This window comes from Actinomadura sp. CNU-125 (genome assembly GCF_001942465.1).
Lineage (GTDB): Bacteria > Actinomycetota > Actinomycetes > Streptosporangiales > Streptosporangiaceae > Spirillospora.
The window spans coordinates 1-26,654 of record NZ_MKJY01000575.1; the positions used below are offsets into that span (position 1 = coordinate 1).

General features: G+C 72.1%; 25 protein-coding genes and 1 pseudogene. 17 read left to right on the top strand and 9 right to left on the bottom strand.

Going from position 1 to position 26,654, the window contains the following annotated elements; translation table 11 throughout:
• Positions 1-1,787 (bottom strand): ABC transporter transmembrane domain-containing protein (locus tag BJF79_RS44485; protein ID WP_075906636.1); only part of this gene is annotated, 1,787 nt, incomplete at its 3' end.
• Positions 1,788-2,135: 348 nt separating this feature from the next.
• Here BJF79_RS44485 and BJF79_RS44490 point away from each other — a divergent pair.
• The 6 genes and pseudogenes from BJF79_RS44490 to BJF79_RS44515 all read left to right on the top strand — a co-directional run bounded on the left by BJF79_RS44490 (position 2,136) and on the right by BJF79_RS44515 (position 7,832).
• The gene (locus BJF79_RS44490; RefSeq protein ID WP_075906638.1) at positions 2,136-3,350 is read left to right on the top strand and encodes a PP2C family protein-serine/threonine phosphatase; all 1,215 of its coding nucleotides are present in this window, start codon (positions 2,136-2,138) and stop codon (positions 3,348-3,350) included.
• Between the two features lie 281 nt (positions 3,351-3,631).
• Positions 3,632-4,321 (top strand): succinate dehydrogenase cytochrome b subunit, encoded by a 690-nt coding sequence (locus BJF79_RS44495; RefSeq protein ID WP_075906689.1) that lies wholly within the window; start codon positions 3,632-3,634, stop codon positions 4,319-4,321.
• 2 nt (positions 4,322-4,323) lie between these two features.
• A pseudogene (locus tag BJF79_RS44500) lies at positions 4,324-6,263 on the top strand (fumarate reductase/succinate dehydrogenase flavoprotein subunit).
• Positions 6,264-6,265: 2 nt separating this feature from the next.
• On the top strand, positions 6,266-7,018 hold the full coding sequence (locus tag BJF79_RS44505; protein WP_075906640.1) for a succinate dehydrogenase/fumarate reductase iron-sulfur subunit: 753 nt from the start codon (positions 6,266-6,268) through the stop codon (positions 7,016-7,018).
• Positions 7,019-7,173: 155 nt separating this feature from the next.
• Positions 7,174-7,617, top strand: a complete 444-nt coding sequence (locus BJF79_RS44510) for a hypothetical protein (RefSeq protein ID WP_075906642.1) — start codon at positions 7,174-7,176, stop codon at positions 7,615-7,617.
• Positions 7,605-7,832 (top strand): hypothetical protein, encoded by a 228-nt coding sequence (locus BJF79_RS44515; protein WP_075906644.1) that lies wholly within the window; start codon positions 7,605-7,607, stop codon positions 7,830-7,832. The genes BJF79_RS44510 and BJF79_RS44515 overlap by 13 nt, the downstream gene beginning before the upstream one ends.
• A gap of 4 nt (positions 7,833-7,836) precedes the next feature.
• Here the strand turns inward: BJF79_RS44515 and BJF79_RS44520 are convergent, their stop codons facing one another.
• The 6 genes from BJF79_RS44520 to BJF79_RS44545 all read right to left on the bottom strand — a co-directional run bounded on the left by BJF79_RS44520 (position 7,837) and on the right by BJF79_RS44545 (position 14,628).
• Positions 7,837-8,820 (bottom strand): LysR family transcriptional regulator, encoded by a 984-nt coding sequence (locus tag BJF79_RS44520; RefSeq protein ID WP_075906646.1) that lies wholly within the window; start codon positions 8,818-8,820, stop codon positions 7,837-7,839.
• A gap of 43 nt (positions 8,821-8,863) precedes the next feature.
• On the bottom strand, positions 8,864-9,553 hold the full coding sequence (locus BJF79_RS44525; RefSeq protein ID WP_075906648.1) for a Crp/Fnr family transcriptional regulator: 690 nt from the start codon (positions 9,551-9,553) through the stop codon (positions 8,864-8,866).
• 466 nt (positions 9,554-10,019) lie between these two features.
• Positions 10,020-10,790 carry a succinate dehydrogenase/fumarate reductase iron-sulfur subunit gene (locus BJF79_RS44530; protein ID WP_075906650.1) on the bottom strand — a complete coding sequence of 257 codons (771 nt, stop codon included), beginning with the start codon at positions 10,788-10,790 and terminating at the stop codon, positions 10,020-10,022.
• Positions 10,787-12,796, bottom strand: coding sequence for a fumarate reductase/succinate dehydrogenase flavoprotein subunit (locus BJF79_RS44535; protein ID WP_075906652.1), 2,010 nt, complete (start codon positions 12,794-12,796; stop codon positions 10,787-10,789). The genes BJF79_RS44530 and BJF79_RS44535 overlap by 4 nt, the downstream gene beginning before the upstream one ends.
• Before the next feature lie 13 nt (positions 12,797-12,809).
• Positions 12,810-13,640: a hypothetical protein gene (locus BJF79_RS44540; protein WP_075906654.1), complete on the bottom strand. Its 831-nt coding sequence runs from the start codon at positions 13,638-13,640 to the stop codon at positions 12,810-12,812.
• A gap of 337 nt (positions 13,641-13,977) precedes the next feature.
• Entirely contained in the window at positions 13,978-14,628 is a 651-nt protein-coding gene (locus tag BJF79_RS44545; protein ID WP_075906656.1) for a helix-turn-helix domain-containing protein, read from the bottom strand.
• Positions 14,629-14,764: 136 nt separating this feature from the next.
• Here BJF79_RS44545 and BJF79_RS44550 point away from each other — a divergent pair, with 136 nt between their 5' ends.
• The 6 genes from BJF79_RS44550 to BJF79_RS44570 all read left to right on the top strand — a co-directional run bounded on the left by BJF79_RS44550 (position 14,765) and on the right by BJF79_RS44570 (position 18,927).
• Complete coding sequence (locus BJF79_RS44550) at positions 14,765-15,343, top strand: hypothetical protein (protein WP_075906658.1); 579 nt, start codon at positions 14,765-14,767, stop codon at positions 15,341-15,343.
• A gap of 305 nt (positions 15,344-15,648) precedes the next feature.
• Positions 15,649-16,128 (top strand): hypothetical protein, encoded by a 480-nt coding sequence (locus BJF79_RS44555; protein ID WP_143220927.1) that lies wholly within the window; start codon positions 15,649-15,651, stop codon positions 16,126-16,128.
• 167 nt (positions 16,129-16,295) lie between these two features.
• The gene (locus BJF79_RS44560) at positions 16,296-16,691 is read left to right on the top strand and encodes an OmpA family protein (RefSeq protein WP_158079490.1); all 396 of its coding nucleotides are present in this window, start codon (positions 16,296-16,298) and stop codon (positions 16,689-16,691) included.
• A 70-nt stretch (positions 16,692-16,761) separates the two neighbouring features.
• Positions 16,762-17,586, top strand: a complete 825-nt coding sequence (locus BJF79_RS56725; RefSeq protein ID WP_158079491.1) for a hypothetical protein — start codon at positions 16,762-16,764, stop codon at positions 17,584-17,586.
• Positions 17,522-18,556 (top strand): OmpA family protein, encoded by a 1,035-nt coding sequence (locus tag BJF79_RS44565; RefSeq protein ID WP_158079492.1) that lies wholly within the window; start codon positions 17,522-17,524, stop codon positions 18,554-18,556. The genes BJF79_RS56725 and BJF79_RS44565 overlap by 65 nt, the downstream gene beginning before the upstream one ends.
• Complete coding sequence (locus BJF79_RS44570) at positions 18,502-18,927, top strand: hypothetical protein (RefSeq protein ID WP_075906664.1); 426 nt, start codon at positions 18,502-18,504, stop codon at positions 18,925-18,927. The genes BJF79_RS44565 and BJF79_RS44570 overlap by 55 nt, the downstream gene beginning before the upstream one ends.
• Before the next feature lie 12 nt (positions 18,928-18,939).
• Here BJF79_RS44570 and BJF79_RS44575 read toward each other — a convergent pair whose 3' ends face one another.
• A complete protein-coding gene (locus BJF79_RS44575) occupies positions 18,940-19,788 on the bottom strand; it encodes a serine/threonine-protein kinase (RefSeq protein WP_075906666.1) in 849 nt (282 codons plus the stop codon).
• 215 nt (positions 19,789-20,003) lie between these two features.
• Between BJF79_RS44575 and BJF79_RS44580 the strand changes: the two genes are divergently transcribed.
• Positions 20,004-21,653, top strand: a complete 1,650-nt coding sequence (locus BJF79_RS44580; RefSeq protein WP_075906668.1) for an LCP family protein — start codon at positions 20,004-20,006, stop codon at positions 21,651-21,653.
• Here BJF79_RS44580 and BJF79_RS44585 read toward each other — a convergent pair.
• Positions 21,650-22,264 (bottom strand): A24 family peptidase, encoded by a 615-nt coding sequence (locus tag BJF79_RS44585; protein ID WP_075906670.1) that lies wholly within the window; start codon positions 22,262-22,264, stop codon positions 21,650-21,652. The genes BJF79_RS44580 and BJF79_RS44585 overlap by 4 nt on opposite strands.
• A 612-nt stretch (positions 22,265-22,876) precedes the next feature.
• Here BJF79_RS44585 and BJF79_RS44590 point away from each other — a divergent pair.
• The 4 genes from BJF79_RS44590 to BJF79_RS44605 are packed head-to-tail and all read left to right on the top strand — an operon-like array spanning position 22,877 to position 26,644.
• A complete protein-coding gene (locus BJF79_RS44590) occupies positions 22,877-23,161 on the top strand; it encodes a DUF4282 domain-containing protein (RefSeq protein ID WP_083734708.1) in 285 nt (94 codons plus the stop codon).
• Positions 23,162-23,173: 12 nt separating this feature from the next.
• Positions 23,174-25,075, top strand: coding sequence for a protein kinase domain-containing protein (locus BJF79_RS44595; protein ID WP_075906672.1), 1,902 nt, complete (start codon positions 23,174-23,176; stop codon positions 25,073-25,075).
• Entirely contained in the window at positions 24,993-25,520 is a 528-nt protein-coding gene (locus BJF79_RS64480; protein ID WP_075906674.1) for a hypothetical protein, read from the top strand. The genes BJF79_RS44595 and BJF79_RS64480 overlap by 83 nt, the downstream gene beginning before the upstream one ends.
• Positions 25,517-26,644 (top strand): response regulator receiver protein, encoded by a 1,128-nt coding sequence (locus BJF79_RS44605; protein ID WP_075906676.1) that lies wholly within the window; start codon positions 25,517-25,519, stop codon positions 26,642-26,644. Before BJF79_RS64480 ends, BJF79_RS44605 begins: the two co-directional genes overlap by 4 nt.
• Positions 26,645-26,654: the final 10 nt, after the last annotated feature.

The following is a 26,654-nucleotide window of genomic DNA, read 5'->3' on the forward strand; positions in this document are numbered from 1 at the left end:
ACCCCCGCCCCCCGCACACCCATGCCGGACTCCCCCTCCGCCCCGTCCTGCGGCGTCCGCACGTCCACGGGGGCGGCCGCACTTGCGGCGGGCGCGGGGTGTGCGGCGTTCGCGGTGTTCGGGTCGTTCGAGGGCGTTGTGTTCTCGGTGGCGTTCATGCGCGTCGCGGTGTCTTCTTGAGGTGGCGGAAGGGTCGGGTCGGTGCGGGTCACGGTTGCCGCGTAGCGGGGGTCGGTCGCCAGGAGGGTGCGGTGCGTGCCTTCGGCCACAACGCGTCCGTCCTGGACGAACGCGACGTGCGCGGCACGGTCGAGCATCAGGGGGCTCGTGGTGCAGACGACCGTGGTGCGGCCCGCGCGCGCTTGGGGTAGGCGGTCGGCGATGCGCGCTTCAGTGTGCGCGTCCACCGCGCTGGTCGGTTCGACCAGGACGAGCACCTCCGGGTCGGCCGCGAGCGCGCGCGCAAGGCGGAGGCGCTGCTGCTGCCCGCCGGAGAACTCGCGGCCCGCTTCGGCGACGGGCGCGTCGGGGCCGGAGGCGGCGACGATGTCCGCCGCGTCCGCCGCCCACAGCGCGGGCTCCAGGTCGACGGGGCCGCGCGCCGGGGTGAGCGCCTCGGTGAGGGTGCCGACGAACAGCCGGTCCTCGTTGACCGCGACCACGACGCGTTCCCGCAGGTCGCCGATCCGGTCCAGCGGGACGCCCGCGAAGTCGACCCGGCCGGGCGCGTAGCCGCCGAGGCGGTCGGCGATCGCCCGGGCGTCCCGCGGGCGCGCGGCGGCGATCGCGGTCACCCGCCCGGGGCGCACCACCAGCCCCGAGTCGACGTCGGTCAGGCCGGTGCCGGACGGTGCGCGGTCCCCGGCGGCCGGACGCTCGGGCTTGATGTCGAGGAGGCGGACGACGCGTTCGGCGGCGACCAGCCCGCGGGTGATCTTGCCCGCGGCCTCGCCGAGGGTCTGCAACGGCGTGACCAGGAAGATCGCGTAGCCGTAGAACGAGACGAGCCGGCCCGCGGAGATCGTGCCCTGGACGGCGAAGCGGGCGCCGACCCAGGTCACCAGGGCGATCAGCAGCCCCGGCAGGAGCACCTCGGCGCCGCTCAGCCGGGACTCGGCGCGGGCGGCGGCGACCCCGGCGGCGCGGACCCGCGCGGACTCGGCGGCGTACCGGCCCGCGAACAGCTCCTCGCCGCCGACGCCGCGCAGGACGCGCAGGCCCGCGACGAGGTCGGTCGCGCGGGTGTTGAGGTCGCCGACGCGGGCGCGGTGCTCCTCCTCGCGTTCCCGGAACGGGCGCAGCAGCGGGGCCGCGAGGGCGAGGACCAGCGGGACGCCGACGAGGACGATCAGTCCGAGCGGTGGCGAGATCGTCAGCAGGATCGCCGCGACGGCGACGATCGCGACGACCGCGCCGGTGCCGCGGGAGACGATGTCCAGGACTTCGCCGATCCCGACGACGTCGGACATCCCGATGCTCACGACCTCCCCCGCGCTCATCCGCTTGCGCAGCGTCGCGCCCAGCAGCGTCGCGTGCCGGGTGACGAGCTGGATCGTCCGGTACGCCGCGGCGAGCCAGTTCGCGACGGCGAACCGGTGGCGGACGGCGCCCGCGGCCGCCTGCAGCGCCCCGACGGCGGCCAGGACGCCCGTCCAGGCGGCCAGCGCGGCGGCGTCGCGGTCGGTCATGGCGTCGATCGCGAGGCCGAGCACCCCGGGCACCATGACGAAGCCGAGCATCCACAGCACGCCGAGGGCCGCGCCGGCGGACGCGGTGCGCCACTGCACGCGCAGCAGCCACAGGAGATACCGGGCGGGGGAGCGATGATCGGGACTGCCCGGATCTTTCTCCGGTAACGGCTTCACGACCGCAGGGTATGCAGGTCGGAGGCGGGGAATCGAGTGATTTTCCGCTCCCGCGCGCCGCCCCGGACGGTGCGTCCCGAGGTGGGGAGACGCTAGGCTCTGACCGTACGGAGCGGGCTTCCCCAGCGCTCCATGAGCCGGGACCATGGCGGCTAGGCAAATGCCACCACCCCGGCGCGGCCTTCCGGCCCGCGCGATGGGAGCGCGGAGTGACCGGAATCGTCCTGCCGTCGCCCGTGCCCGTCGCCGGCCCTACCAACGGAAGCATTCGTGAGCGCCATCAGCCATCAGACGCGTCCCCCCGCCTCCGGAGCCGAGGAGCGGGTGGACCTGCTCCTCATCGACGACGCCCCCTCCGACGTCCGCATGGTCGAGAAGATGCTCGCCGACAGCGGCCTGGACGCCGACATCACCGTGGCCGCCGACCTGGCCGCTGCCCGCCGCGGCCTCACCCGGCGGACGCAGTGCATCATCGTGGACCTGTCCGCGCCCGGCATCGACGACCAGATGGCGGGACTGCGCGAGGTCCTGGAGATGTCCGGCACCGCCGCCGTCGTGGTGCTGACCGGCCTGGACGACGCGCACCTCGGGGTGCGGGCCGTCGCCGCCGGAGCCGAGGACTACCTGGTCAAGCAGGAGGTGGACGGGCCGCTGCTGGCGCGCGCCGTCCGCTACTCCATAGAACGCAAGCGCGCCGAGGAGACCGAGCGGCGGCTCGTCGAGGCGCGGATCCTGCGGCGCGAGAACGCGCGGCTGGAGCGCGGGCTGCTGCCCGTCCCGCTGATCGACGACCCGTCGCTGCGGCACCACACCCGCTACCGGCCGGGCCGGCGCCGCGCGCTGCTCGGCGGCGACTTCTACGACACCGTGCAGACCGAGGGCGGCGCCGTCCACCTGATGATCGGGGACGTGTGCGGGCACGGTCCCGACGAGGCGGCGCTCGGCGTCCAGCTGCGCATGGCGTGGCGGACGCTCGTGCTGGCGGGGCACACCGGGGAGCAGCTGCTCGGCACCCTGGACAGCGTCCTCGGGCACGAGCGGCGCAGCGAGGAGATCTTCACCACCCTCTGCATGATCACGATCGCGCCGTCGCGGCGCACCGCGCGCATGCACCTGGCCGGGCATCCGGCGCCGCTGCTGTTCCGCGAGTCCCCGGACGGCTCGTACGGCGTCGAGGCGCTGCCGGACTACGCGCACGGCCCGGCGCTCGGGCTGCTGCCGGACGCCGAGTGGCCGACGACGGAGATCGACCTCGGCGAGTCGTGGGGGCTGATGCTCTATACCGACGGCCTGATCGAGGGGCGGATCGGCGCGGGGTCGGCCCGGCTCGGCACCGACGGCCTGGTCGGGCTCGCGCACGCGGCGCGCGGGACGGGCGCGTCCGGGCGCGCGCTGATCGACGAGCTGGTCTCCGAGGTCGAGCACCTCAACGAGGACGCCCTCACCGACGACCTGGCCGTCCTGCTGCTGTCCCGCTCCGCCTGATCGCGGCGCGACCGGGCGGAGCGGGACGCGGCCGTCCGGGGACCCGGCCGTCAGGCGACGGCCGACGCGGGAACGGACACCGCACGAACCCTCGGTGTACGTCAATGTCACCTCGGTCACCCCGAGGCAGAGTTCCCGGACGGACCGTGAAGTCGCTCACCTCCGCGCCTCCGGTGCAGCGCTCCAAAGGCCCGTTCTCCACGGTCGATAGCCCAGGGCTATCGAAATGAGTGCGCCCATGACTTGGAGCTCTGCACCGAGTCGGACATAACGTGCGCGACGTGGCTATAGCGATACCTGCGATCTACCGATCGACCGTCGGCAAGAAGGCCGTCATGGCCGTGACCGGCGGCATCCTCGTGCTGTTCCTGATCGCGCACATGGTCGGGAACCTGAAGATCTTCTTCGGCGCCGAGGACTTCAACCACTACGCGCACTGGCTGCGCACGATCGGTGAGCCCGCCGTGCCCTACCGCACGGTGCTGACGATCCTCGAGGTCGTCCTCCTGGTCGCCGTGGTGCTGCACATGTGGTCGGCGGTGTCGCTCGCCCGCCGCGCGCGCGCCGCGCGTCCCGTCAAGTACGAGTCGAAGAAGAAGTCCCACGCGCAGGGCTACGCCACCCACACCATGCGCTACGGCGGCGTCATCATCGCGATCTACGTCGTCTGGCACCTGCTGGACCTGACGTTCTTCGTCGTGAACCCGCTCGGCGCGAACGACACCCCCTACGACCGGATGGTCGCGGACTTCGATCCGTCCCGCTGGTACATCACCGTCTGGTACGTCGTCGCGGTGCTGCTGGTCGGACTGCACCTCCACCACGGCATCTGGAGCGCGTTCCAGACGCTCGGCCTGCGCACCCCGCGCAGCCACAACCTCCTTCGGGGGCTCGCCATCGCCGTCTCCGCCGTGGTGACGGTCGGTTTCGTCTCCGTCCCCGTGTCCATCGCCTTCGGATGGGTGAGCTGACCATGAGCGACGACCTGTACGAACTCGGCGACCCGATCGTCGACGGCAAGGCGCCCGCGGGCCCGATCGAGGACCGCTGGACCACGCGCAAGTTCGAGGCCAAGCAGATCAACCCGGCCAACAAGCGCAAGAAGAAGATCATCATCATCGGCACCGGGCTGGCCGGCGGGTCCGCCGGCGCCACGCTCGGCGAGGCCGGCTACCACGTCCAGCAGTTCTGCTTCCAGGACAGCCCGCGCCGCGCCCACTCCATCGCCGCGCAGGGCGGCATCAACGCCGCGAAGAACTACCGCAACGACGGCGACAGCGTGTACCGGCTCTTCTACGAGACGGTCAAGGGCGGCGACTTCCGGTCCCGCGAGTCGAACGTGTACCGGCTCGCCGACATCTCCCGGAACATCATCGACCAGTGCGTCGCGCAGGGCGTCCCGTTCGCCCGCGAGTACGGCGGCCTGCTCGACAACCGCTCGTTCGGCGGCACCCAGGTGTCCCGGGACGGTTCTACGCGCGCGGCCAGACGGGCCAGCAGCTCCTCCTCGGCGCCTACCAGGCGCTGATGCGGCAGGTCGAGGCCGGCAACGTCGAGCTGTTCCCGCGCCACGAGATGCTCGACCTGATCATGGAGGACGGACGCGCCCGCGGCGTCGTCGTCCGGAACCTGATCAACGGCGAGGTGAAGCACTACACCGCGGACGCGGTCGTGCTGGCGTCCGGCGGCTACGGCAACGTGTACTTCCTGTCCACGAACGCGATGGGCTCGAACGTCACCGCGTCGTGGCGGGCGCACCGGCACGGCGCCCTGTTCGCCAACCCGTGCTACACGCAGATCCACCCGACCTGCATCCCGGTCAGCGGCGACCACCAGTCGAAGCTGACGCTGATGTCGGAGTCGCTGCGCAACGACGGCCGCGTCTGGGTGCCGAAGAAGGCCAAGGACGAGCGGCGCCCCGCCGACATCCCCGAGGACGAGCGCGACTACTACCTGGAGCGCATCTACCCCTCGTTCGGGAACCTGGTGCCCCGCGACATCGCGTCCCGCGCCGCGAAGAACGTGTGCGACGAGGGCCGCGGCGTCGGCCCCGGCGGCCTCGGCGTCTACCTGGACTTCTCCGACGCGATCGGACGGCTCGGCCGCGACAAGGTCGAGGCGAAGTACGGGAACCTCTTCGAGATGTACGAGCGCATCACCGGCGAGAACCCGTACGACACGCCGATGCGCATCTACCCCGCCGTGCACTACACCATGGGCGGCCTGTGGGTGGACTACGACCTGGAGTCCACCGTCCCCGGCCTGTTCGTGATCGGCGAGGCGAACTTCTCCGACCACGGCGCGAACCGCCTCGGCGCGTCCGCGCTCATGCAGGGCCTCGCCGACGGCTACTTCGTGCTGCCGGCCACGATCAACGACTACATCGCCCGCAACGCCCTCCCGCCGGTCGCCGACACCGCGATCGCCGAGGCCGAGGAGCGGGTGAACGGCCGCATCGAGAAGCTGCTGTCGATCGACGGCGACCGCTCCGTCGACTCCTTCCACCGCGAGCTCGGCCACATCATGTGGGAGTACTGCGGCATGGAGCGCACCGAGGAGGGCCTGCGCAAGGCGCTCGAACTCATCCCGGCGCTGCGCGAGGAGTTCTGGAAGCGCGTCAAGGTCACCGGCAAGGGCGAGGAGCTCAACCAGCAGCTGGAGAAGGCCGGCCGCGTCGCCGACTTCTTCGAGCTGGGCGAGCTGATGGTGATCGACGCCCTGCACCGGTCCGAGTCCTGCGGCGGCCACTTCCGCGCCGAGAGCCAGGACGAGGAGGGCGAGGCCAAGCGGGACGACGACGCGTTCGGCTACGTCGCCGCCTGGGGCTGGTCGGGCGAGGGCGCCAAGCCCGTCCTCCACAAGGAGGCCCTCAACTTCGAATACGTGAAGCCGACGCAGAGGTCGTACAAGTAACCATGAAGCTCACACTGCGCGTCTGGCGCCAGAGCGGACCCAAGGACAAGGGCAAGATGGTCGAGTACAAGCTCGACGACGTCTCCCCCGACGCCTCGTTCCTGGAGATGCTCGACGTCCTCAACGAGAAGCTGATCGCGGACGGCTCCGAGCCCGTCGCGTTCGACCACGACTGCCGCGAGGGCATCTGCGGCATGTGCTCCCTGGTCATCAACGGCACGCCGCACGGTCCCGAGCGGAACACCACGACGTGCCAGCTGCACATGCGCAAGTTCCGGGACGGCGAGGTCATCGACGTCGAACCGTGGCGCGCGAAGGCGTTCCCGGTCGTGAAGGACCTGGTCGTCGACCGCTCCGCGTTCGACCGGATCATCCAGTCCGGCGGGTACATCACCGCGCCGACCGGCACCGCGCCCGAGGCCCACGCGACGCCCGTGCCGAAGCCGGACGCCGACGCCGCGTTCGAGGCCGCCGAGTGCATCGGCTGCGGCGCGTGCGTCGCGGCCTGCCCGAACGGCTCCGCCGCGCTGTTCCTCGGCGCGAAGATCACCCACCTGGGGCTGATGCCGCAGGGCCAGCCGGAGCGCTGGGACCGGGCGGTGTCGATGCTCGACACCCACGACGACGAGGGCTTCGGCGGCTGCACCAACACCGGCGAGTGCACGGTCGCCTGCCCGAAGGGCATCGGCCTCGACGTCATCGGCCGTCTCAACGGCGACTACCTGAAGGCGTCCGCGGGCGGTAAGAAGAAGTAGCGCCCTCGGCTCCAGACCCCGCCCGGACGCGGCAACCGGGCGGGGTCTTCGCCTGTCTCGCGAACGTTTCCCCGATCATGCACTAACATCTCGCGTGCACGTGCATCGTCCCATGCATATGCTCATGCATCAGCCGTGGGAAGGGGACGACACCGATGTCGACTTCCGCCGTTCACCGATCGATCGTGTGCGTCGACGTCGAGGGCTACGGGCATCACAGCCGGACGGACTGGGACCGCGTCGCCGTGCGCGAAGCCATGTACGGCGCCCTCGATCGAGCGTTCACCGACTCCGGCGCCCCGCTGGACTCCTGCTACTACGAGGACCGCGGCGACGGAGCGATGATCCTCGTCCCGCCCGACGTGCCCAAGGGACTGCTGGCCGCGAACCTCACGGACGCGCTGGCCGCGCCGCTCGTCCGGCACAACCGCGCGTCCGCCCCCGGTGCCCGCGCCAGGCTCCGGGTCGCCCTGCACGCCGGCGAGATCCTCCACGACCGGCACGGGGTCGTCGGCGCGTCCCTCAACCTGACCTTCCGGCTGCTCGAAGCGACCCGCTCAAGGCCGCCCTGCGCGCGTCACCGGGAGTGCTCGCCCTGATCGCCTCCGACTGGTTCTACAACGAGGTGATCCGGCAGACGCCCGCGTGCGCGCCCGGCGTGTACCGGCCGGTCCCCGTCGCGGTGAAGGAGACGCGGACGCGCGGCTGGGTCCGCTTCCCCGGCGCCGCACCGTCCGGCGCGGACGCCGACCGGCTCGCGCACCGTCCCGTCCGGCAGCTCATCGGACGCGCCTGGCCGGGCCCCCGGCACTGACCGCTCAGTCGTGGACGAGCGTTTCCACGCCTTCGGGAAGGCTGCCGGCGAGGCCCGCCTCGACGAGGAACGTCTCGAGGGTGTCCTGGAACGCGCGCGCCGCGTGCGTCAGCTCGACGTCCTTGCGGTGCGCGAGCGCGATCGTCCGCAGCAGCCCCTCGCCGTGCCGGCCGCGGCGCGCCGCCTCGTCCAGGACGAGCGGCGTGCCCCGCAGGCCCGGCCGTCCGGCCAGCACCATGCTCGGCACCACCGCGATGCCGAGCCCCACCTCCACGAACCGCAGCACCGCGTCCATCTCGCCGCCCTCGACCGCGAACCGCGGCTCGAACCCGGCCGCGCGGCACGCGCCGATCGTCGCCTCCCGCAGGTCGTAGCCGGGCCGGAACATCACCAGCGGGCGGTTCCGCAGGTCGTCGATGCGCAGGAACGAGCGGCGCGGCAGCGGCGCCGCCCGTCCGCCCGGCTCCGGACCGGCCGGGGACGCGACGACGAGGTACTCGCGCAGTATCGGCGTGGTGTCGAGCGGCGGGTCGCCGTGCAGCGGCAGGATGACCAGCGCCAGGTCCAGCTCACCGCGGGTCAGCTGCCGGACGAGGTCGCGCGAGCCGCCCTCCTCGACGATCAACTGGATGCCCGGGTAGGCGTCGTGGAAGCGGCGCAGCACGTCGGCGAGCAGCCCCGCGCACAGCGACGGCGTCGCGCCGAGCCGCACCCGTCCCCGCCGCAGCCCGGCGAGTTCCTGCACCTCGACCCGGGCCGTCTCGACGTCGGCGAGGATCCGCTTGGCCAGCGGCAGCAGCGCCTCCCCGGCGGGCGTCAGGGTGATGTTGCCCCGGGCCCGGCTGAACAGCGACACGTTCAGCTCGCTCTCCAGCGCGCGGATCTGCTTGCTCAGCGACGGCTGCGCCACGCGCAGGAGCTCCGCGGCCTGGGTGAAGTGCCGGACCTCCGCGACCGCGACGAAATAGGCGAGCTGCTGCAACTGCATCCTGCACAGCGTACGGGGCGGGCCGTGCGGCGCCCGCAGGCGCCTACCGGACGTGCTGCCGGAGCGCCTGCAGGTCGTGGACGATCAGGCGGCGCCGTCCCGTCTCGATGAGCCCGTGCCCGCGCAGATGCCGCAGCGCCTTGCTGACCGCCTCCCGGGACGCGCCGACCCAGCCGGCCAGCTCCTCCTGCGACAGGTTCAACGTGATCCGGACGCTCTCGCCGCCCGGCTGCCCGGACCCGTAGGGGACGCCGAACCGTTCGGCCAGCTCCACGAGCCGCTGCGCGACCCGTCCGGTGGCGTCGAACATCCCGAACTCGGCGCGCTTGCGGTCGGCGTCGCGCCACCGCTCGCACAGGGTCCGCATGATGATGAGCGACGCGCGTCCGTTCGCCTCCAGGAACTTCGTGAAGTCCTTGGACGGGACGGCGAGCGCCCGCACCGGCTCCAGCGCCTCGACCGTCGCCGACCGGGGCAGCCCGTCGATCGCCGCCAGCTCGCCGAGCAGCGCACCCGGCTCGCGCACCGCCAGCAGTGCCTCCCCGCCCTGCTCCCGGTAGGTGAACGCCTTCACCCGTCCTTTCAGCAGAACGGCCACCCACCCGGACCGGTCGCCTTCGACGAACAGCGCCTCACCGCGCTCGAAGGCCCGGACGTGCCCGCGGGCTTCCAGATCGGCGCGTTCGGCCGGAGTCAGTTCGGCCAGGAACGAACCCGGTTCTAGGGCGCTCATGCCACCACGCTAAAGCGAACCCCCCGGGACCGGTCCCGGGGAAAGAATCACGAATCCATCACACGTTCTGTGTACTTCTCCCTACTCGTACCGTCACGAGTGCATCAGGGTGGTCGGCGGTATGGCGTGACGGCGTTCGTGGGGAACGGCGATCGGCGGGCGGCGGTGCGGGGGCACGCCGCCCGCCTTCACGACCCACCCAATTGAGATTCCGCCGAGGCGCACCCCGAACCCGGAGCGACCCCAACCCCACGGCGGCCCGGGCCCAAGCCCGGCGGAAAGAGCGACCTACAAAGCCCGCACAACCCCACGGCGGCACGGGAGGAATCCCGGCGGAGGGGCGACCCGCAAAGCCCGCGCGGTCCCGCCCCACACGCAACCCCCACGGCGGCACGGGGGGATTCCCGGCGGCGGAGGCGGGGCGTCGGGGCCCGCCGCGGGGCGGCGGGCGCCGACCGGCCCATCGTCAGGCGGAGGGGGTGTCCTGGCCCTTCTTGACGATGCCGAGCTTGCTGCCGAGCCAGACCACCGGGTCGTACTTGCGCCCGACGACGCGTTCCTTCATCGGGATCAGCGCGTTGTCGGTGATCTTGATGTGCTCGGGGCAGACCTCGGTGCAGCACTTGGTGATGTTGCAGAAGCCGAGGCCGTGGTCCTGCTGGGCGATCTCGCGGCGGTCGGCCTGGTCGGCCGGGTGCATCTCGAGTTCACCGATCCGCATGAGGAAGCGCGGCCCGGCGAACTCGGGCTTGTTCTCCTCGTGGTCGCGGATGACGTGGCAGACGTTCTGGCACAGGAAGCACTCGATGCACTTGCGGAACTCCTGCGAGCGCTCGACGTCAACCTGCTGCATGCGCAACTCGCCCGGCTTCGCGTCGCCCGGGTCGAACGACGGGATCTCGCGGGCCTTCTCGTAGTTGAACGAGACGTCGGTGACCAGGTCGCGGATGACCGGGAACGTCCGGACGGGCGTGACGGTGATCGTCTCGTCCGGTTCGAAGGTCGACATCCGGGTCATGCACAGCAGCCGCGGCATGCCGTTGATCTCGGCGGAGCACGACCCGCACTTGCCGGCCTTGCAGTTCCACCGGACGGCCAGGTCCGGCGCCTGCGTGGCCTGCAGGCGGTGGATGATGTCGAGGACGACCTCGCCCTCGTTCACCTCGACCGTGTAGTCGGTGAGCTCACCGTCGCCGTCGTCCCCGCGCCAGACGCGGAACTTCGCCTCGTAGCTCATCCGTCGCCCTCCTCGCCGTGTTCGGCCTTCTCGTCCGCCTTGTGGTCGGCCTTGCCGTCGGCCTTCGCCGCGTCCGGGCCGGCCGCGCCCGCCTCGGTGGCGCCGGCGGGCAGTTCCTCGGCGGTCAGGTACTTCTTCAGCTCGTCGGTCTCGAACAGTCCGAGCAGGTCGGTGCGCATGGCCTGCATCGGCTGGCGGGTCAGTTCGACGTGCGGGTCGGACTCGTCGCCGGCGAGCCGGCACACGAGGTTGACCTTCCGCCAGTCCGCCGACATCTGCGGGTAGTCGTCGCGGGTGTGGCCGCCGCGGCTCTCCTGCCGTTCGAGGGCGGCCTTCGCGACGGCCTCCGAGACGAGCAGCATGTTGCGCAGGTCGAGCGCGAGGTGCCAGCCGGGGTGGTAGCCGCGGCCGTCGTGCACCGCGACGGGCGCGACGGAGACGCGGGCGACGCGCTCGCGGAGCTTCTGCAGGGCCTCGATGGCCTTCTCCAGCTCCTCTTCCTTGCGGATGATGCCGACCAACTCGTTCATCGTGGTCTGCAGTTCGGCGTGCACGGCGTAGGGGTTCTCGCCGTCCTCGCGTTCGAACGGGGCGAGGGCCTCCGCGGTGGCCGCGTCCACGATCTCGTCCGGGACGGCCGGGCGCGCGTCGAGCGAGTCGACGTACTCGGACGCGCCGAGTCCCGCGCGGCGTCCGAACACCAGCAGGTCGGACAGCGAGTTGCCGCCGAGCCGGTTCGAGCCGTGCATGCCGCCCGCGACCTCGCCGGCGGCGAACAGGCCGGGGACCTGCGCGGCCGCGGTGTCGGGGTCGACCTCGACGCCGCCCATCACGTAGTGGCAGGTCGGCCCGACCTCCATCGGCTCCTTGGTGATGTCGACGTCCGCCAGTTCCTTGAACTGGTGGTGCATCGACGGAAGCCGCCGGACGATCTCCGCGGCGCCGCCCGGCATCCGGTCGACGACCGTGAGGAACACGCCGCCGTGCGGCGATCCGCGCCCGGCCTTCACCTCGGAGTTGATCGCGCGGGCGACCTCGTCGCGGGGCAGCAGCTCGGGGGGACGCCGGTTGTTCTCCGGGTCGTCGTACCAGCGGTCGCCTTCCTCGGGGGAGGTGGCGTACTGGTCCTTGAAGACCTCGGGGATGTAGTCGAACATGAAGCGCTTGCCGTCGGAGTTCTTCAGGACGCCGCGGTCGCCGCGCACCGACTCGGTGACGAGGATGCCCTTCACCGACGGCGGCCAGACCATCCCGGTGGGGTGGAACTGGACGAACTCCATGTTCAGCAGGGTCGCGCCCGCCTGCAGGGCGAGCGAGTGGCCGTCGCCGGTGTACTCCCACGAGTTCGACGTGACCTTGAACGCCTTGCCGATCCCGCCGGTCGCCAGGACGACGGCCGGGGCCTCGAACACGACGAACTTGCCCGTCTCGCGGACGTACCCGAACGCGCCGCTGATCCGGTCGCCGTCCTTGAGCAGCCGCGTGATCGTCGTCTCGGCCCACACCTTGAGGCGGGCCTCGTAGTCGCCGTGCTCGGCGTGGTCCTCCTGCTGCAGCGCGACGATCTTCTGCTGGGCGGTGCGGATCAGCTCCAGGCCCGTCCGGTCGCCGACGTGCGCCAGCCGCGGGTACTCGTGCCCGCCGAAGTTCCGCTGGCTGATCTTGCCGTCCTTGGTGCGGTCGAACAGCGCGCCCCAGAGTTCGAGCTCCCAGATGCGGTCCGGGGCCTCTTTGGCGTGCAGTTCGGCCATGCGCCAGCTGTTCAGGAACTTCCCGCCGCGCATCGTGTCGCGGAAGTGCACCTGCCAGTTGTCGTTGGCGTTGGCGTTGCCCATCGCGGCGGCGGCGCCGCCCTCGGCCATGACGGTGTGCGCCTTGCCGAACAGCGACTTGGAGATGATCGCCGTCTTCTTGCCCTGGAGGCGCGCCTCGATCGCCGCGCGCAGCCCGGCGCCGCCGGCACCGATCACCACGACGTCGTACGAGTGCCTCTCGATCTCAGTCATGATTCCTTGGCCTCTAGTTGATGATGCGCAGGTCGGAGATGGTCTCGCTGGCCACGAGCATCACGTAGACGTCGGCGACGACGAGGGACCCGAGCGTGATCAGCGCGTACGTCCCGTGCTTCTCGTTGATCTTGGAGACCCAGCCCCACATCCGGTAGCGCACCGGGTGCTTGGAGAAGTTCTTCAGCCGGCCGCCCACGATGTGCCGGCACGAGTGGCACGACAGCGTGTACAGCCAGAGAAGGATCACGTTCGCCCAGAGGATGATCGTGCCGAGGCCGATTCCGAACCCGCCGCCCTCACCGTGGAAGGCGCGGACGGCGTCCCAGGTGTTGATGAGGGAGATGAGCACCGCGGCGATCCAGAAGTAGCGGTGCAGGTTCTGGCCGATCAGCGGGAACCGCCGCTCCCCGGTGTACTTGCCGTGCGGCTCGCGGACGGCGCACGCCTGCGGGGCCGCCCAGAACGACCGGTAGTACGCTTTGCGGTAGTAGTAGCAGGTCAGCCGGAACAGCAGCAGGAACGGCAGGGAGATCACCGCGAACGGGATCCAGCCGCGGGTGCCGGCCGGGAGGAACGTCCCGAACTCCGCCGCGTTCCCGGTGTGCCCGTCCACGGTCACGTTGCTGCAGATCTCGTTGAAGCACGGCGAGAAGAACGGCGACAGGTAGTGGAACTCCGGGACGTAGAAGGCCGCGCCCCAAAAGGCCCGGATCGTCGCGTACACCACCCACGCCGTGAAGATCACGAACGTGGTGATGGGATAGAGCCGCCAGTTGTCCTTCCGGAGCGTGCGTTCCTTGATCTGGGCGCGGGATTTGGCCGGCGCCTCCAGTGTGCTCATCGATCGCTCTCCTGAGCCTAGGGTCGTGTGATCCCCGTACCACGGTCTGCGCGCGCCATGCGGCCGTCGCGCCTCGGCCGTAGGCCGTGCCGCATGCGGGCCGTAACACCCCGTACGCGCTTCCAGCGAGGCGACCTTACGCCACTCGCGCGGACCTGTGACATACATAACAGGCGCACCCGCATGTGACCCTGACCACAGACTTTAGCCGCCGAAACGTTCTCCGACGGCCTTCGACACTCATAAGCAGTCGTTATGGCAATGGGGAATCGAGACGAGCACGAGAAGGCATGACCGGCCGCCCATCGGCGATCGGCTGGAACGGTCCCGCGCCGTGTTAAAGAAGGCCCGCCCGCAGCACCGTCCGGGCGAAGTGCGCCTCGGCCTCGCTCGTCCGGCCCGTCCCGTACACGCGGAGCGCGTCGGCGAGGTCGGGATACCGGTCGGCGAGCAGCGCGGCGGCCGCCTCGATCTCGCCCGCCGACGCGACCTCGCGCAGCAGCGCCTGGACGTGCCGCGCCCCCGTCTCCGCGCCCGCCCGGCCGTCCTGGACGGACGACGCCCGTGCGGACGACGCCTGTGCGGCCGCGCGTCCGGGTGCCTCCTCGGGCGCGCCCTCGGGCGTGCCGCCGGACGCGGGCGCACCGGTGGGCACCCGCAGCCCGGAGGTCGTCGGCGCGGACTCGGCGCGGATCTCCGCCAGCCGGTCCTTGACGACGGCGGCGGGCAGCCCGTCGAAGCCCGGCCCGGCGGCGAGTTCCTCGACCGCCAGCAGGCGGTGCAGGACGGCCGGGTTGCTGATCTTCGCGCGCTGGGCGGACATCAGCTGCGACAGCATCGGCGCGGACAGGCCGAGCACGCCCGCCAGGCCGGACTGCGACAGCCCGAGCCGGTCGAGGAGGCGGCGCACGCGCTCCCCCAGCGGCTCGCCGTACCACTCGATCTGCAGGGCCCGGTTCCGGACGACCGTGTCCTCGGCGGCGCTCAACTCACCAAACCCCCTTGACCGTTCGCAAGTGCAAACGCTAGATTCTGCTTTGCACAGACAACGTGCGCACACGACTACATAGTTCCACGAAGATCGCTGTTTGCACATGCGATGACCAGGAAGGCGGTTCCGTCCCATGCGCCCGTTCCATCGTGCCGCAGCGACCGCGGCCGCCGCGATCCTGCTGCTGGGCGGCGGCCCGGCCGGCTGCTCGATGCTCGACGGCTCCGACTCGTCCGAGGGCTCGTCCGCGGGGGCCTCCGGGGTCACGGTGGAGGGCGGCGAGGCGGCCGTCGACACCGTCGGCGAGGCGATCGTGAAGACCACCGTCGGCGCGCCGCCGCAGGCGCCGGTCGCGCAGGTCGAGATCGCCGTCATCGGCCTCAAGGTGCGCGGGCGGCTCGCGACCCTGACCGTCCAGATGACGCCCCGGCTTCCCGACGACGCCGAGAACGACACCGCCAGCCCGTACGAGCTGAACGGCGACGAGGGCCTCGACCCCGTTTTCATCGACCCGGTGAACCTGAAACGGTACGTCGTCGTCAAGGATTCGCGCGGTCGCGAGCTGCAGACCGACGACATCAGGACCGACCTCACCGACGACCGGACCGGCACGCTGCGGTTCACCTTCGCGGCCCCGCCGGAGCACGTGAAGGCCCTGGACCTGCAACTGGGCGAATGGCCGACGTTCCGCGACATCCCCGTGACGCGGTGAGCGGTCACCGGACGGCCGATGCCCCGGACGCACCGGATTCGCGGACGGCATTCGCGCGGGATTCGCCCGCCTGATTCGAGTCCGGCATTCCCGCGCACGCGCCGGGACATGGGCGGTCCGGCGGCGGCCGGAAGCGGCCGCGAACAATTCGCGCGCCCGGCACATCACCGTTGATACCGGACCATCATGATCGGCAGACGACCATTTCCGCACGGCGAAGAACGGAGGTTCCGATGCGCCGAGCACGCCCGGCGGCCGCCGTTGCCTGCGCCGCTTTCATCATCGGCGCGGCGGCCGGATGCTCCGTGTCCGAAGAGCCCGGCCCGTCCGAGGACGGGAAGTCCGCCGCCGGGAAACCGGCCGGCCCGGCGGCGGCCGACGGCACCGGAAAGCCCGTCGCGCAGGGCACGTTCGACTCCCCGCACGTCGAGGGCGCGACCGTCGACATCGCCGTCATGGGCCTGAAGGCGCAGGGGCGGCTCGCGACGCTGACCGTCCGGCTGACCCCCCACATGCCCCCGGGCGAGCGCAACGCCAGCCTCATCCGCCTCCACGGCGCCCACGTCGCGACGTTCCTGATCGACCCGGTGAATCTCAAACGCTACGTCCCCGTCAAGGACTCGTCCGGCCGGGTAATGCAGCCGAGCGACCTGGGCACCCGGCTCACGCACGGCCACGCGACCGCGCTCGTCTACACGTTCGCCGCCCCGCCGGAGAACGTCCCGGCGGTCAATGTGCAGGTCGGGGTCTGGCCGACATTCCGCAATATCCCTGTGGAGAGGTGATCATATGCGCCGGAAAACGGTAATCGCGGTCGTCGCCGCCTTCACGCTGGGCATTCCGGCGGTCGCCGCGGCCGAACCGGACGTGCCGGACGCCGCCGTCGACGCGTCCGTCCCACGGGATCGACGCGGCCGCCGCCGTCCACGACATCGACCTGTCCCGTTCGGTCGTGGACCTGGAGCGCGAGGAGAGCACCGACGGACGGGTGACGGTGCAGATCTCCTCCGACGTCCTGTTCGAGTTCGACAAGGCGACGCTCACCGCCGACGCGCGCCGCCACATCGCCGAACTCGCCCGCCGGCTCCGCGCCGCCTCCGGCACCGTCGAGGTCTCCGGGCACACCGACTCCCGCGGCGAGCCCGGCTACAACCGGAAGCTGTCGCAGCAGCGCGCCGACGCCGTCAAGGCCGAACTCCTGCGCCACCTGGGCGGCGCGGGCGTCGAGATCACCGCCGAGGGCCACGGCGAGACCGACCCGGTGGCCCCCAACGAGAAGAACGGCGAGGACGACCCCGAAGGACGCGCGCAGAACCGCCGCGTCGAGATCAGCTTCAACGAATCGTGACCCCGTGAGGGCCGCCGCCTCCGCAACCGCGACCGCCGGCCGTCCGCCCGCGTCGACGAAAGGGAACCCGATGCGCCGATCGAACCGGGCGAGGATCTCGCTCGCCGCCGCCCTGGTCGTCGTCTGCGCGACGTCGGCGTGCTCCGCGCTGGACGATCCGGACGCGACGGGCGCGACCGGTCGCGGGACCGCCCAGGGGGCGGTCGGCGGCCGGGCCCCGTCCGCCGAGCGCGGCGATCCCGTCGCGAAGCAGACCTTCACCAGCCCGCTCGCCAAGGGCGCGACCGTCGACATCGCGATCATGGGCCTGTCGGTGTCGGGGAAGCTCGCCGTCCTCGACCTGCAGTACACCCCGCACGTCACCGGGGGCAGCGGCAGTTCGTCCCTCGCACAGCTCCACGGCATCGAGCCGCCGGTCGCACTGATCGACTCGGTGAACCTCAAGCGGTACGTGGTCGTCCGGGACTCGTCCGACTCGGCGCTGCAGAGCGACCTCGTCTACGGCAGCACCCATAACGAGCAGCCCGCCGCGCTCCAGTTCACGTTCGCCGCACCGCCGGAGAAGTCCGGAAAATCGACGTGCAGGTCGGCTCGTGGCCCACGTTCCGCGGCGTCCCCATCGAGCGGTGACGACCATGCGGCGACCGGCCGCAGTCACCGTGCTCGGGCTCGCGCTCGCCGTACCGTCCGTCCTGCTCACCGGCTGCGACGGCGGCGGAACCCCGGCCACCGGCCCCGGCGGCGGGCCGCGGGAGGAGCCGAAGCCTTACGCGGGGCCGCCGGCCAAGGAGGGGTGGTCGGCGCTCGGGGGCGGCCGCTCCCGCATCGAGATGAAGGACGTCCAGCACTTTCCCGACCATTCGGTGCTGCGCTTCTACCTGTCCAATCCCGGTAAGGAGTCGACGTTCTTCTCGTTCGGCACCTCGGTGGCGGGGTCGGCGTTCGGCGCCCTGAACTTCGGCCTCGTCGACCCCGTCGGGCACAAGGCGTACACGCCCCTGTACACCGGAAGCAGCACGGTCGGGAGCGACCTCCGGTTCCAGAGCGCCGACCCCGGCGCGCGATACGAGACCGTCCTGGCGTTCCCGCCGCTGCCCGCATCCGTGGACACCGTCACGGTGGTCACGCCCACCACGGCGGGCGAGTTCACGAGCGTCCCCGTGGTCGACGGGACGTCCGAACCGCCCTTCGCGCCGGAGATACCGAAAGGCCTGTCGTCGGACAAACCGGGCACGACCCTGTCCTGGCCGACAAGGCAGCGGACGAAGGAGGCGGCGGGCGGGACGTACGACCTCTACGGACTCACCGAGAGCCCGACGAAGTCGACGACCACCAGCTCGACCGAGGAGAAGGTCGGGCTGCGCACCGACGTGCTGTTCGCGTTCGACAAGGCCACGCTGTCCGCACGGGCGGAGACCGTCCTCGACGAGGTGGCGCGCGAGACCAGGGCCAAGGCGGACCCCGCCAAGCCGCCGATCGTCATCACCGGGCACACCGACGGCAAGGGCGACGACGCGTACAACATGGACCTTTCGCGGCGCCGCGCGGACGCCGTCCGCGCGGCGCTCCAAGCCCGGCTCGGCACCGGCTACCGGTACCGGGCGACGGCAAGGGCGAGACCGAGCCGATCGCCGAGGAGGGCGGCGCCGACGACGAGCGGGCCCGCGGCCGCAACCGGCGCGTCGAGATCTCCTACAAGATCAAGCAGCGGACGGCCGCGACCGCGACCGCGACGTCCCGGGCGCCCCGCGACGAACGGGCGAGCGGCACGGGGACGCCCGCGCCGTTCCGTCCGGACGACGGCCCGACGGTGGCGAGCCGCACCGCGTCGTTCCGCGCCGGCGACGAGCGGCGGATCGACGTGAAGCCGTTCTACCGCGACGGCGCATACCTCGTCGTCGTGTTCGAGATCGCGAACCTCGGGCCGGACAACGGGCCGAACGAGGTCGACTCGTACATGGGGGAGGCCGGATCGCACGGCCGGTTCGGCGCGTTCTCGGTCACGGACCCGGCGTCGAAGACGACGTACCGGGCCGTCCGCATCGGCCCGCAGCCCTCAGGGGCCACGGCGCCCCTGAACCTCAAGTTCGTCGACCCCGGCTGGGCCGTCTTCAGGACCGAACCCGGCACGAGCAACCGCGGATTCTTCTACGTGCCCGCTCCCCCACCGGACGTCCGCGCCGTCACGTTCGACGCGGGCCCGTTCGGCCGGATCCCGAACGTCCCGATCCGGTGACTCACCGGTGACTCACGGGCCGGGCGGGCCCAGGTGGTCGAAGATCTGCAGGGCCTCGCCGTCCAGTGTGCGCGCGGGAAGCCGGAGCTCCAGCCCGCACATGGCGAGGGCGCGCCGCGCCCCGGCGGCGTCCGGCGGGCGCCGCTCGGGGTCGGGGTCGCACAGACAGGCGATCACCGACCACAGGCCCCGGGGCGTCCCGGCGGGCGGCGCGCCCACCCGCTGCCGCGGCTCCGGGTCGCCCGCGCCGGTCAGCATCCGCCACCCGACCATCCCGGCCGCGTACAGGTCCTGGCGCGGCCCCGGCCTGTTCCAGTCGAGCACCTCGGGCGCCAGGTAGCCCGGGGTTCCGACGGCGAACCCGGTCGTGGTGACCCGCGTCCCGGCGTCCTCGAGCGCGATCCCGAAGTCGGCGAGCCGGACGTGCGGCGCGCCCACCGCGCTCGGCTCCAGCAGCAGGTTCGCCGGTTTCACGTCGCGGTGCACCACTCCCGCCCCGTGGATGTGGCTCAGCGCGGCCAGCAACTGGTCCAGCACTTCCGCCGCGTACGCGGCGGGCAGCCGCCCGTAGTCGCCGAGGAGCGTCTGCAGGGACCCGCCGCGCACCAGCTCCATCGCCAGCAGGACGTCCTCGTCCGCCGCGCACGAGTCGTAGGGCGTCAGCACGTGCGGATGGGCGAGCCGCAGCGCCTGCTCCCGGACGGCCCGCAGCACCGCCGTCGGCCCGCACCGCTGCACGAGCTTCGCGGCGCAGTGCCGTCCCTCCGCACGGTCGAAGGCGCGCCAGACGCGGCTCGTCCCGCCCGCCCCGATCCGGTCCAGCATCGCGAACCGTCCGCCGATCACCCACCCCGTGCTCACGGTGCGATCGTACGGAAACCGCCGCGGCGCCTCGATTCGGACGAACTTGTCAACAGAATCCGACTTCTGCGCATCTAATAAGAGAAGCGACGCGATGATCCGCGATGCCGCCCAGTTCGTAACCGACGAGCCGCACCGACCACGCCCCGGACAGGGCCTGCCGAGACGGGACCGATGAGCGACACCCACCGTTTCACGAACGGCTGCGCACACTCATGAACACAGAACCGCCGACGGGCCCCGATCCACGCCGCGAAGACCTCGCGGACACGACCGACGACGACAGGGCGCGGGACCGTGCCAACGACGACGATGCCGCCGATGTCGACACGGACGAAGGTACCCCGGAGGCTGCGGACGCCCCGGAGGACGGCCCGGACACGGACGATCCCGCGGACGACGTCTCTGCCGAAGAGGAACCGGAACCGGGATCGGGATCGGACGAACGCGACGCCGAGGGTGCCGATGCGCACGACGACGAGTCGTCCTCGTCCGGACGCGGCGGTGCTCGGCGGGTTCGGCGTCGCAAGATCATCCGCCGGACCGCCATCGGGCTGGTGGCCGTGCTCGTGGCGGGGAGCGGGGGCGCGTACTGGCTGTACCGCGACCTGGTGGGCGGCATCGACAAGAAGGACGTCGGGTCGCAACTCGGGCCGAACCGGCCCCAGAAGCTCAACGAATCGCTGAACATCCTGCTGCTCGGCTCCGACACCCGCGAGGGCGACAACTCCGAGTACGCGGTGCCTGGGATGGCGGGGGCGCGTTCGGACACGACGATCCTGCTGCATCTGTCGCCGAACCGGGACCAGGCGGTCGCGATGAGCTTCCCGCGCGACTCGATGGTGAAGATCCCGGAGTGCGAGAAGGAGAACGGGGACGACGTCGACGCGCGGTTCGGGATGCTGAACAGCGCGTTCTCCTACGCGGGTCCGACATGCACGTGGAAAACGCTGGAGTCGCTCACCGGCGTCCACATCGACCACTTCGTGCAGATCGACTTCTCCGGCTTCAAGCGGATGGTGGACGCGCTGGGCGGCGTGGAGATCTGCGTCGAGAAGCCCGTGAACGATCCGCGCGCCGAACTGCACCTGGAGGCGGGAAAGCAGACCGTCAAGGGCGAGAAGGCCCTCGGGTACGTCCGCGCCCGCTACTCGCTCGGCAACGGGTCCGATCTCGGGCGGATCGAGCGGCAGCAGAAATTCATGGGCGCCGTCGTGGACAAGGCGCTGAGCTCCGACGTCCTGACGGACCCTGCCCAGACCTACGACTTCCTCAAGGCCGCCACGGACTCGATCACCACCGACGACGAGTTCGGCCTGTCGGACATGCGCAAGCTCGCGGACGGGCTGCGGGGCATGAGCGCCGGGCAGGTCCGGTTCGTCACGGTCCCGGTCGAGGGCTACAAGCCCGACCCGAACCGGGTCCAGTGGAACGACGAACTGGCCGAGCCGATGTTCGAGGCGATCAGGCACGACGACAAACTGCCCGCCGCGCCCGCCGCACCGGTCGACGCCGAGCCCGCGCCGAAGCCGAAGGACGTCGACGTCACGGTCGTGTCGGCCGGGGCGAAGGACAAGGCCGTCGACCGGGTGGTCAAGCAACTCGAACGGCGCGGCTTCAAGGTGGCCGACGACGTCGAGGAGACGGCCGACGCCCCGGACAGCCGCATCGTGTACGCACCGTCCGCCGAGGCGCACGCGTCCGTCCTCGCGCGGGACGTCCCGGACGCGCTGCTCACCGCGGACGGCGGCGCGCCGGAGGACGGCGTGCGGCTCGTGATCGGGACGAAGGGGCTCAAGCTCGCACCGCCCGCCATCCAGAACATCGGGGAGAAGGCCGACTCCGGGAAGAAGCTCTGCGACTAGGCCAGGACGGCGGCGCCGAGCGCCCCGGCCAGCATGTACGGACCGTAGGCGAACTCCCGCCGGAGCGTGCGGCGGACCATCATGATGCCGAGGTTCAGCACGCCGCCGAGCAGGTAGGTGAGCAGGACCGCCGCGAGCCAGGTCTCCAGGCCGAACCAGCCGAGGCACAGGCCGAGGACGCCCGCGAGCTTGACGTCGCCGAGCCCCAGCCAGGACGGCTTCACGAACGCCGGGACCGCGTACAGGAGGAACAGCCCCGCCATCCCGAGGATCGCGTGCGCGAAGTGGCGCGGCCCGTCCTCGGCGAAGGGCGCCGCGGCGGCGAGCAGCGCCGGGACGATCGCGTAGGAAGGGAGCGTGAACTCGTCCGGCAGCCGCTTGACGTGCACGTCGACGAACGCGAGGAGCGTGCCGACCATCCCCAGGTAGAGGAGGGCGGGCAGGACGGGTGCCGGTCCGACGGCGAACCCGAGCACGCCGAACACCAGGGCCGTGACCGCGCCGACGGCCGTCCGGTCGCGGGCGGGGACGTCGCCGACGTACGGCTCCGCCAGCGGCGCGACGAGCGTGCCGGTGACGAACCCCAGCGGAAGCAACGCCAACGCGACCATCGAACCTCGCCCAGATCCGCCGAGTGGAGCCCCCGGAACGATAACCGAACACCCCGGACGGGCGAGGTGCGTTCGCCCTCGCCGACGGTTCCGAAACGACGCCCGAACCGCGGCGGGCCTCACCCCTCGGTGACAGTACTGACGCGTCGGCGCACGAACGTGTCGTCCCGGCGGGTACCGCGCGGGCGCGGCGGCCACGCCGAACGGCCCGCGGCTTCGGCGGACGGTGCGGGTCGGTGCCCGCACGGGACCGTGCGCAGGCCGTAGAGTCTTCCTGAAGGCGGCTCAACACTGGAGACGACGGCTGATGACGAACCCCTCGGACCCCGGCCGGCCACCGCGCCCGCCTGCGGGCGGACAGCAGCCTCCGGGAGGGCCGTACGGCCCGCCGCCCCCACCGCATCCCCAGCAGCAACCGCAGCCGCAGCCGCGGCATCACGGCACCGGCCCGATCCCGGTCCCGAACCCGCGCCCCCCGGCCGCCCCGCCGGGCCCGGGGCACGGTCAGGGGCCACAGAACCCGAACCAGACAGGCCCGGGCCCGTACGCGACCGGCCCGCAGCCCCAACTGCCGTCGCAGCCGGGAGGCAGCCTCCGCCCAAAGACAAGGGGGTGATCGGCGCGCTGCTCGACACCAACTTCGACTTCATGATCACCTCGGTACTGATCAAAAAGGTCTACCGGCTGGCGATCGTGCTGATCACACTTTTCGCGTTCCTCCTGGTGTGGACCGGTGTCGGATTCATGACGTGGAACGCGTGGCTCGGCATCGGAACATTGATCGCCACGCCGATCATCTGGCTCCTCCAGTTGGTCACGGTCCGCATCGGCCTTGAGTTCCTCATCAACCAGTTCAAGATCACCGAGTACATGCGCGTCATCAAGGACAAGCGGTAGCCGGGGCTGTCAGTGGGCGAGGTCGACGGGACGGACGAGGCGGCGGGGACTCGGCGGGACGCCGGGGCGACGCGGCGCGACGAGCCGCGGGTGCCGGTGCCGCGGACCGCGGCGGAGACGCGGCGGGACGGGCACGGGACGGGCGGCGCGTCGCTCATGCGGCTGCCCGCGGACCTCGCCGGACGCTACGAGGCCGTCGCGGAACTGCCGGTCCAGGGTGCGGAGTCGGACCTGCTGCTGGTGCGGGACGAGCGCGGCGCGGAGCACGTGGTGAAGATCTTCCGCCGGGGCTACCGGGCGGATCGCGACGTGTGGGCGAAGCTTCCCGAGCTCGGCTCGCCGTACGTCCTGCGGATCCTGGAGACGGGGCACGCGGACGGCCGCGACTACGAGGTGACCGCGTACGCGCCCGACGGGAACCTGCGGGCGCTGATGGACGGTCCGCTGCCGCCGGACGCGGTCGCCGACGTCGCCGCGCAGCTCGCGGACGGTCTCGCGGCGCTGCACCGGGCGGGGATCGTGCATCGCGATCTGAAGCCGGAGAACGTGCTCGTATCGGGCACCGCGCCGCTTCGGCTGGTGATCGCCGACTTCGGGCTGAGCAAGGTGCTGGAGCAGAGCGTGGTGTTCGCGTCTTCGTCGCGGACGCTGGCGTACGCGGCGCCGGAGTCGCTGTCGGGGCAGGTGTCGCCTGCCCGCGACTGGTGGTCGCTCGGCATGATCGTCCGGGAGCTGGCGACGGGGCGGGCGCCGTTCCGGGGGCTGAGCGAGACGGTCGTCGTCGACCATCTCGCGACCCGGCCGGTGAGCGCGGACGACGTCGCGGACCCGCGGCTGCGGCTGCTGTGCCGCGGGCTGCTGGCCCGCGATCCGCGCCGCCGCTGGACGGGCGAGCAGGTCGCGGCCTGGCTGGACGGCGGGTCTCCTCCGGTCGTCGAGGAGTCCGCCGAGGCGGAGCCGGGCACCGGCCTGCCGTTCAAGGGACGCCGGTACGCACAACGGGACGAACTCGCGCGCGCGCTCGTCGCGGAGTGGGACCACGCCGCGCAGTACTTCTTCGGGCGCGGCGAGAGCAGTGAGGCGTGGCGGAGCCTGCGGGCCTGGCTCGCGGAGGTCCCGGACGACACCAGCATCGAGCTGGTCGACGGCCGCCTGACGGCGGATCTCTCTCCGGACGTCAAGCTGCTGCACCTGGTGCGGTGGCTGGATCCGGAGCTTCCCCCGCATTTCCTCGGTCGCCGGGTGACCGAGGACGACCTCGGCAGGCTCCCCCGGTACGTCGAGAATCCGGGGCCGGACCATCGGGTGGCGTGCCGGCTCGTCCGGGAGCTGTGGCGGGAGGGCCTGCTGCGGGACCTGGCGGGGTTCGCGGGCGGCGCCGACCTGGCGGGGGTGGACGAGCAGTGGCGGGCGCACGCGGCGGCGTGGAACGACCTCGCGGCGTGGATCCGGACGCAGGACGCGCCGCCCCCGGCGCTGGCGGCGCGGCTGCCGGACGCCGGGGCGGACGATCCGCCGCTGGTGTCGGCGATGCTGCTGGCGCTCGCGGCGGCGGGCGGACGTCCACCGGCGGCTGGCCGAGGGCGTGGCGCGGGCACGGGAGCGGGTCGCCGAGCCGGTGCCGTGGTTCGAGTGGCTGGCCGACGGGGCGGGCGACGATCCGCTGCGGCTGCTCGCGGTGCTGCTGGCGGCGCCCGAGGCCGTCGTCGAGGTCGAGTCGCGCAGACGGGCGCGGCACGCCGAGCGGGAGCGGTCGGCGGCCCTGGCGGCGCAGCGGGACGAGCGCGAGCGCGTCCGGCTCGCGGGGCGGGGCGCGGCCACCGGACGGGCGGTGCTGTGGACGCTGCCGCTGCTGGCCTTCTGGTTGTTCGGCAGTTGGATCGTGGGCGCGCTGTTCGGTGGCGGGTCCGATGACGGGACGAGTTCGGTGGGCGGCTTCCAGCGTTCGTCCGGGGTTCCGTTCGGTTTCCTGGCCGTGCTGTCGGTCGTCGTGTGGGGCGCGCAGTGTGTGTTCGAGGTCATGCTCGCGCGCGCGCAGGGTGCGGACTATCTCCCGCACGGGCCGTGGGCGATGTTCTCCAAGGTGCTCGGCGTGGGCGGCCGGGGCCTGTCGAAGGCGTCGCAAACCGTGTCGGGCGCGGCGCGGCGGACGGGACGGCGCGGGTGCGGGCTCGTGCTGCTCGCCGGGACGGTCCCGCTGCTGCTGATCTTCCTGCTGCTGGCGGCCGTGACGCCGGTCGCGGGCCTGCTGTGGACGCTCGTGCTGATCGTCGCGCCGGTCGCGCACGGCGCGCTGGCGGGCGTCCGGCTGCACCGCTGGCGGGAGGCGCGGCGGGGCATGGCGACGGGAGGGGCATGAGCAGCGGAGTCGAGGCCGACATCGCGCTGGACGCGGCGGTCGTGCTGAGCCTGGGCATGAACCGGGTGCTGGGCCGGGCCGGGGGCCTGGCCGGGCGCGGGGCGGAGGCCCTCGCCGCGCTGGCGGAGGGACGCGCGGAGGCGCGGGCGGCGGCGCTCGCCGAGGCGGCGACGCGGGAGCGGGCGCTGCGCGAGGCCGTCGAGCGCAACGCGCGGATCGCGGCGCTCACCGAGACCCGCGGGCGGTTCGGCGCGCACGTCCGCCTGCCCGCTCCCCTGGATCTCGGCGAGCAGCCCGCCGAGGAGCTGACGGCGTGGTGCGCCGCCACCGACCGGGCCCTGGACGAAGCGGAGCGGGCGCTGTCGGACCACCTGGCCGCCGAGGTCACCGCGCAGATCTTCGCCGCGTCCGGCGAGGGCCTCGCCACCGACCTCGAACGGTCCGAGGACGTCCCGCGGGCGGACGGCGAGGACGTCCGGCGGACCCTCGCGCGGGTGATGGCGCGGCTGCTGCCCGACGCAGGGCCGGCCGAGCGGGAGGCGGTCGCGGAGGCGGCGCGGCTGCTGGCGTCCGCCGCGACGGCGGGCGAGGCCGAGGGCGTCCTGCAGGAGGTGCGGCTGCGGATCCAGGACGCCAACCGCCGCACGCGGGAGCTCCGGGAGGCGGAGCGGCTGCGGGCCGCCGAGGCGGACGCCGCCGCGCAGGCGGAGGCCGAACGGCGGTACGTGCTCGACTCGATCACCGCGGCGTTCGAGGATCTCGGCTACGAGGTGGAGAGCGGCTTCGAGACGCTCACCGCGTCGGACGGGACGATGGTCCTCACCAAGGGCGCGTGGCCGGACCACAGCGTCCGGATGCGGGTGGACGCGGCGCAGGTGCGGGCGTCGATGACACGGGAGCGGCCCGCGGAGAGCGAGGACGACCGGCGGGTCGACGCCGAGCGCGAGGCGGAGTGGTGCGCGGCATTCGAGGCCGCGCGGGCCCGGCTGGCCGAGGCCGGGATCCGGTCCGACGTGGGCTGGCGGCTCGACCCGGGCGTGCGCGAACTGCCGGTGACGACCGAGTCACGGCACACTAGGGGGCGTGCGGAGCGGCGGGAGCGCCATCGCTCGCGCGACCAGTGACGGCGGGGGT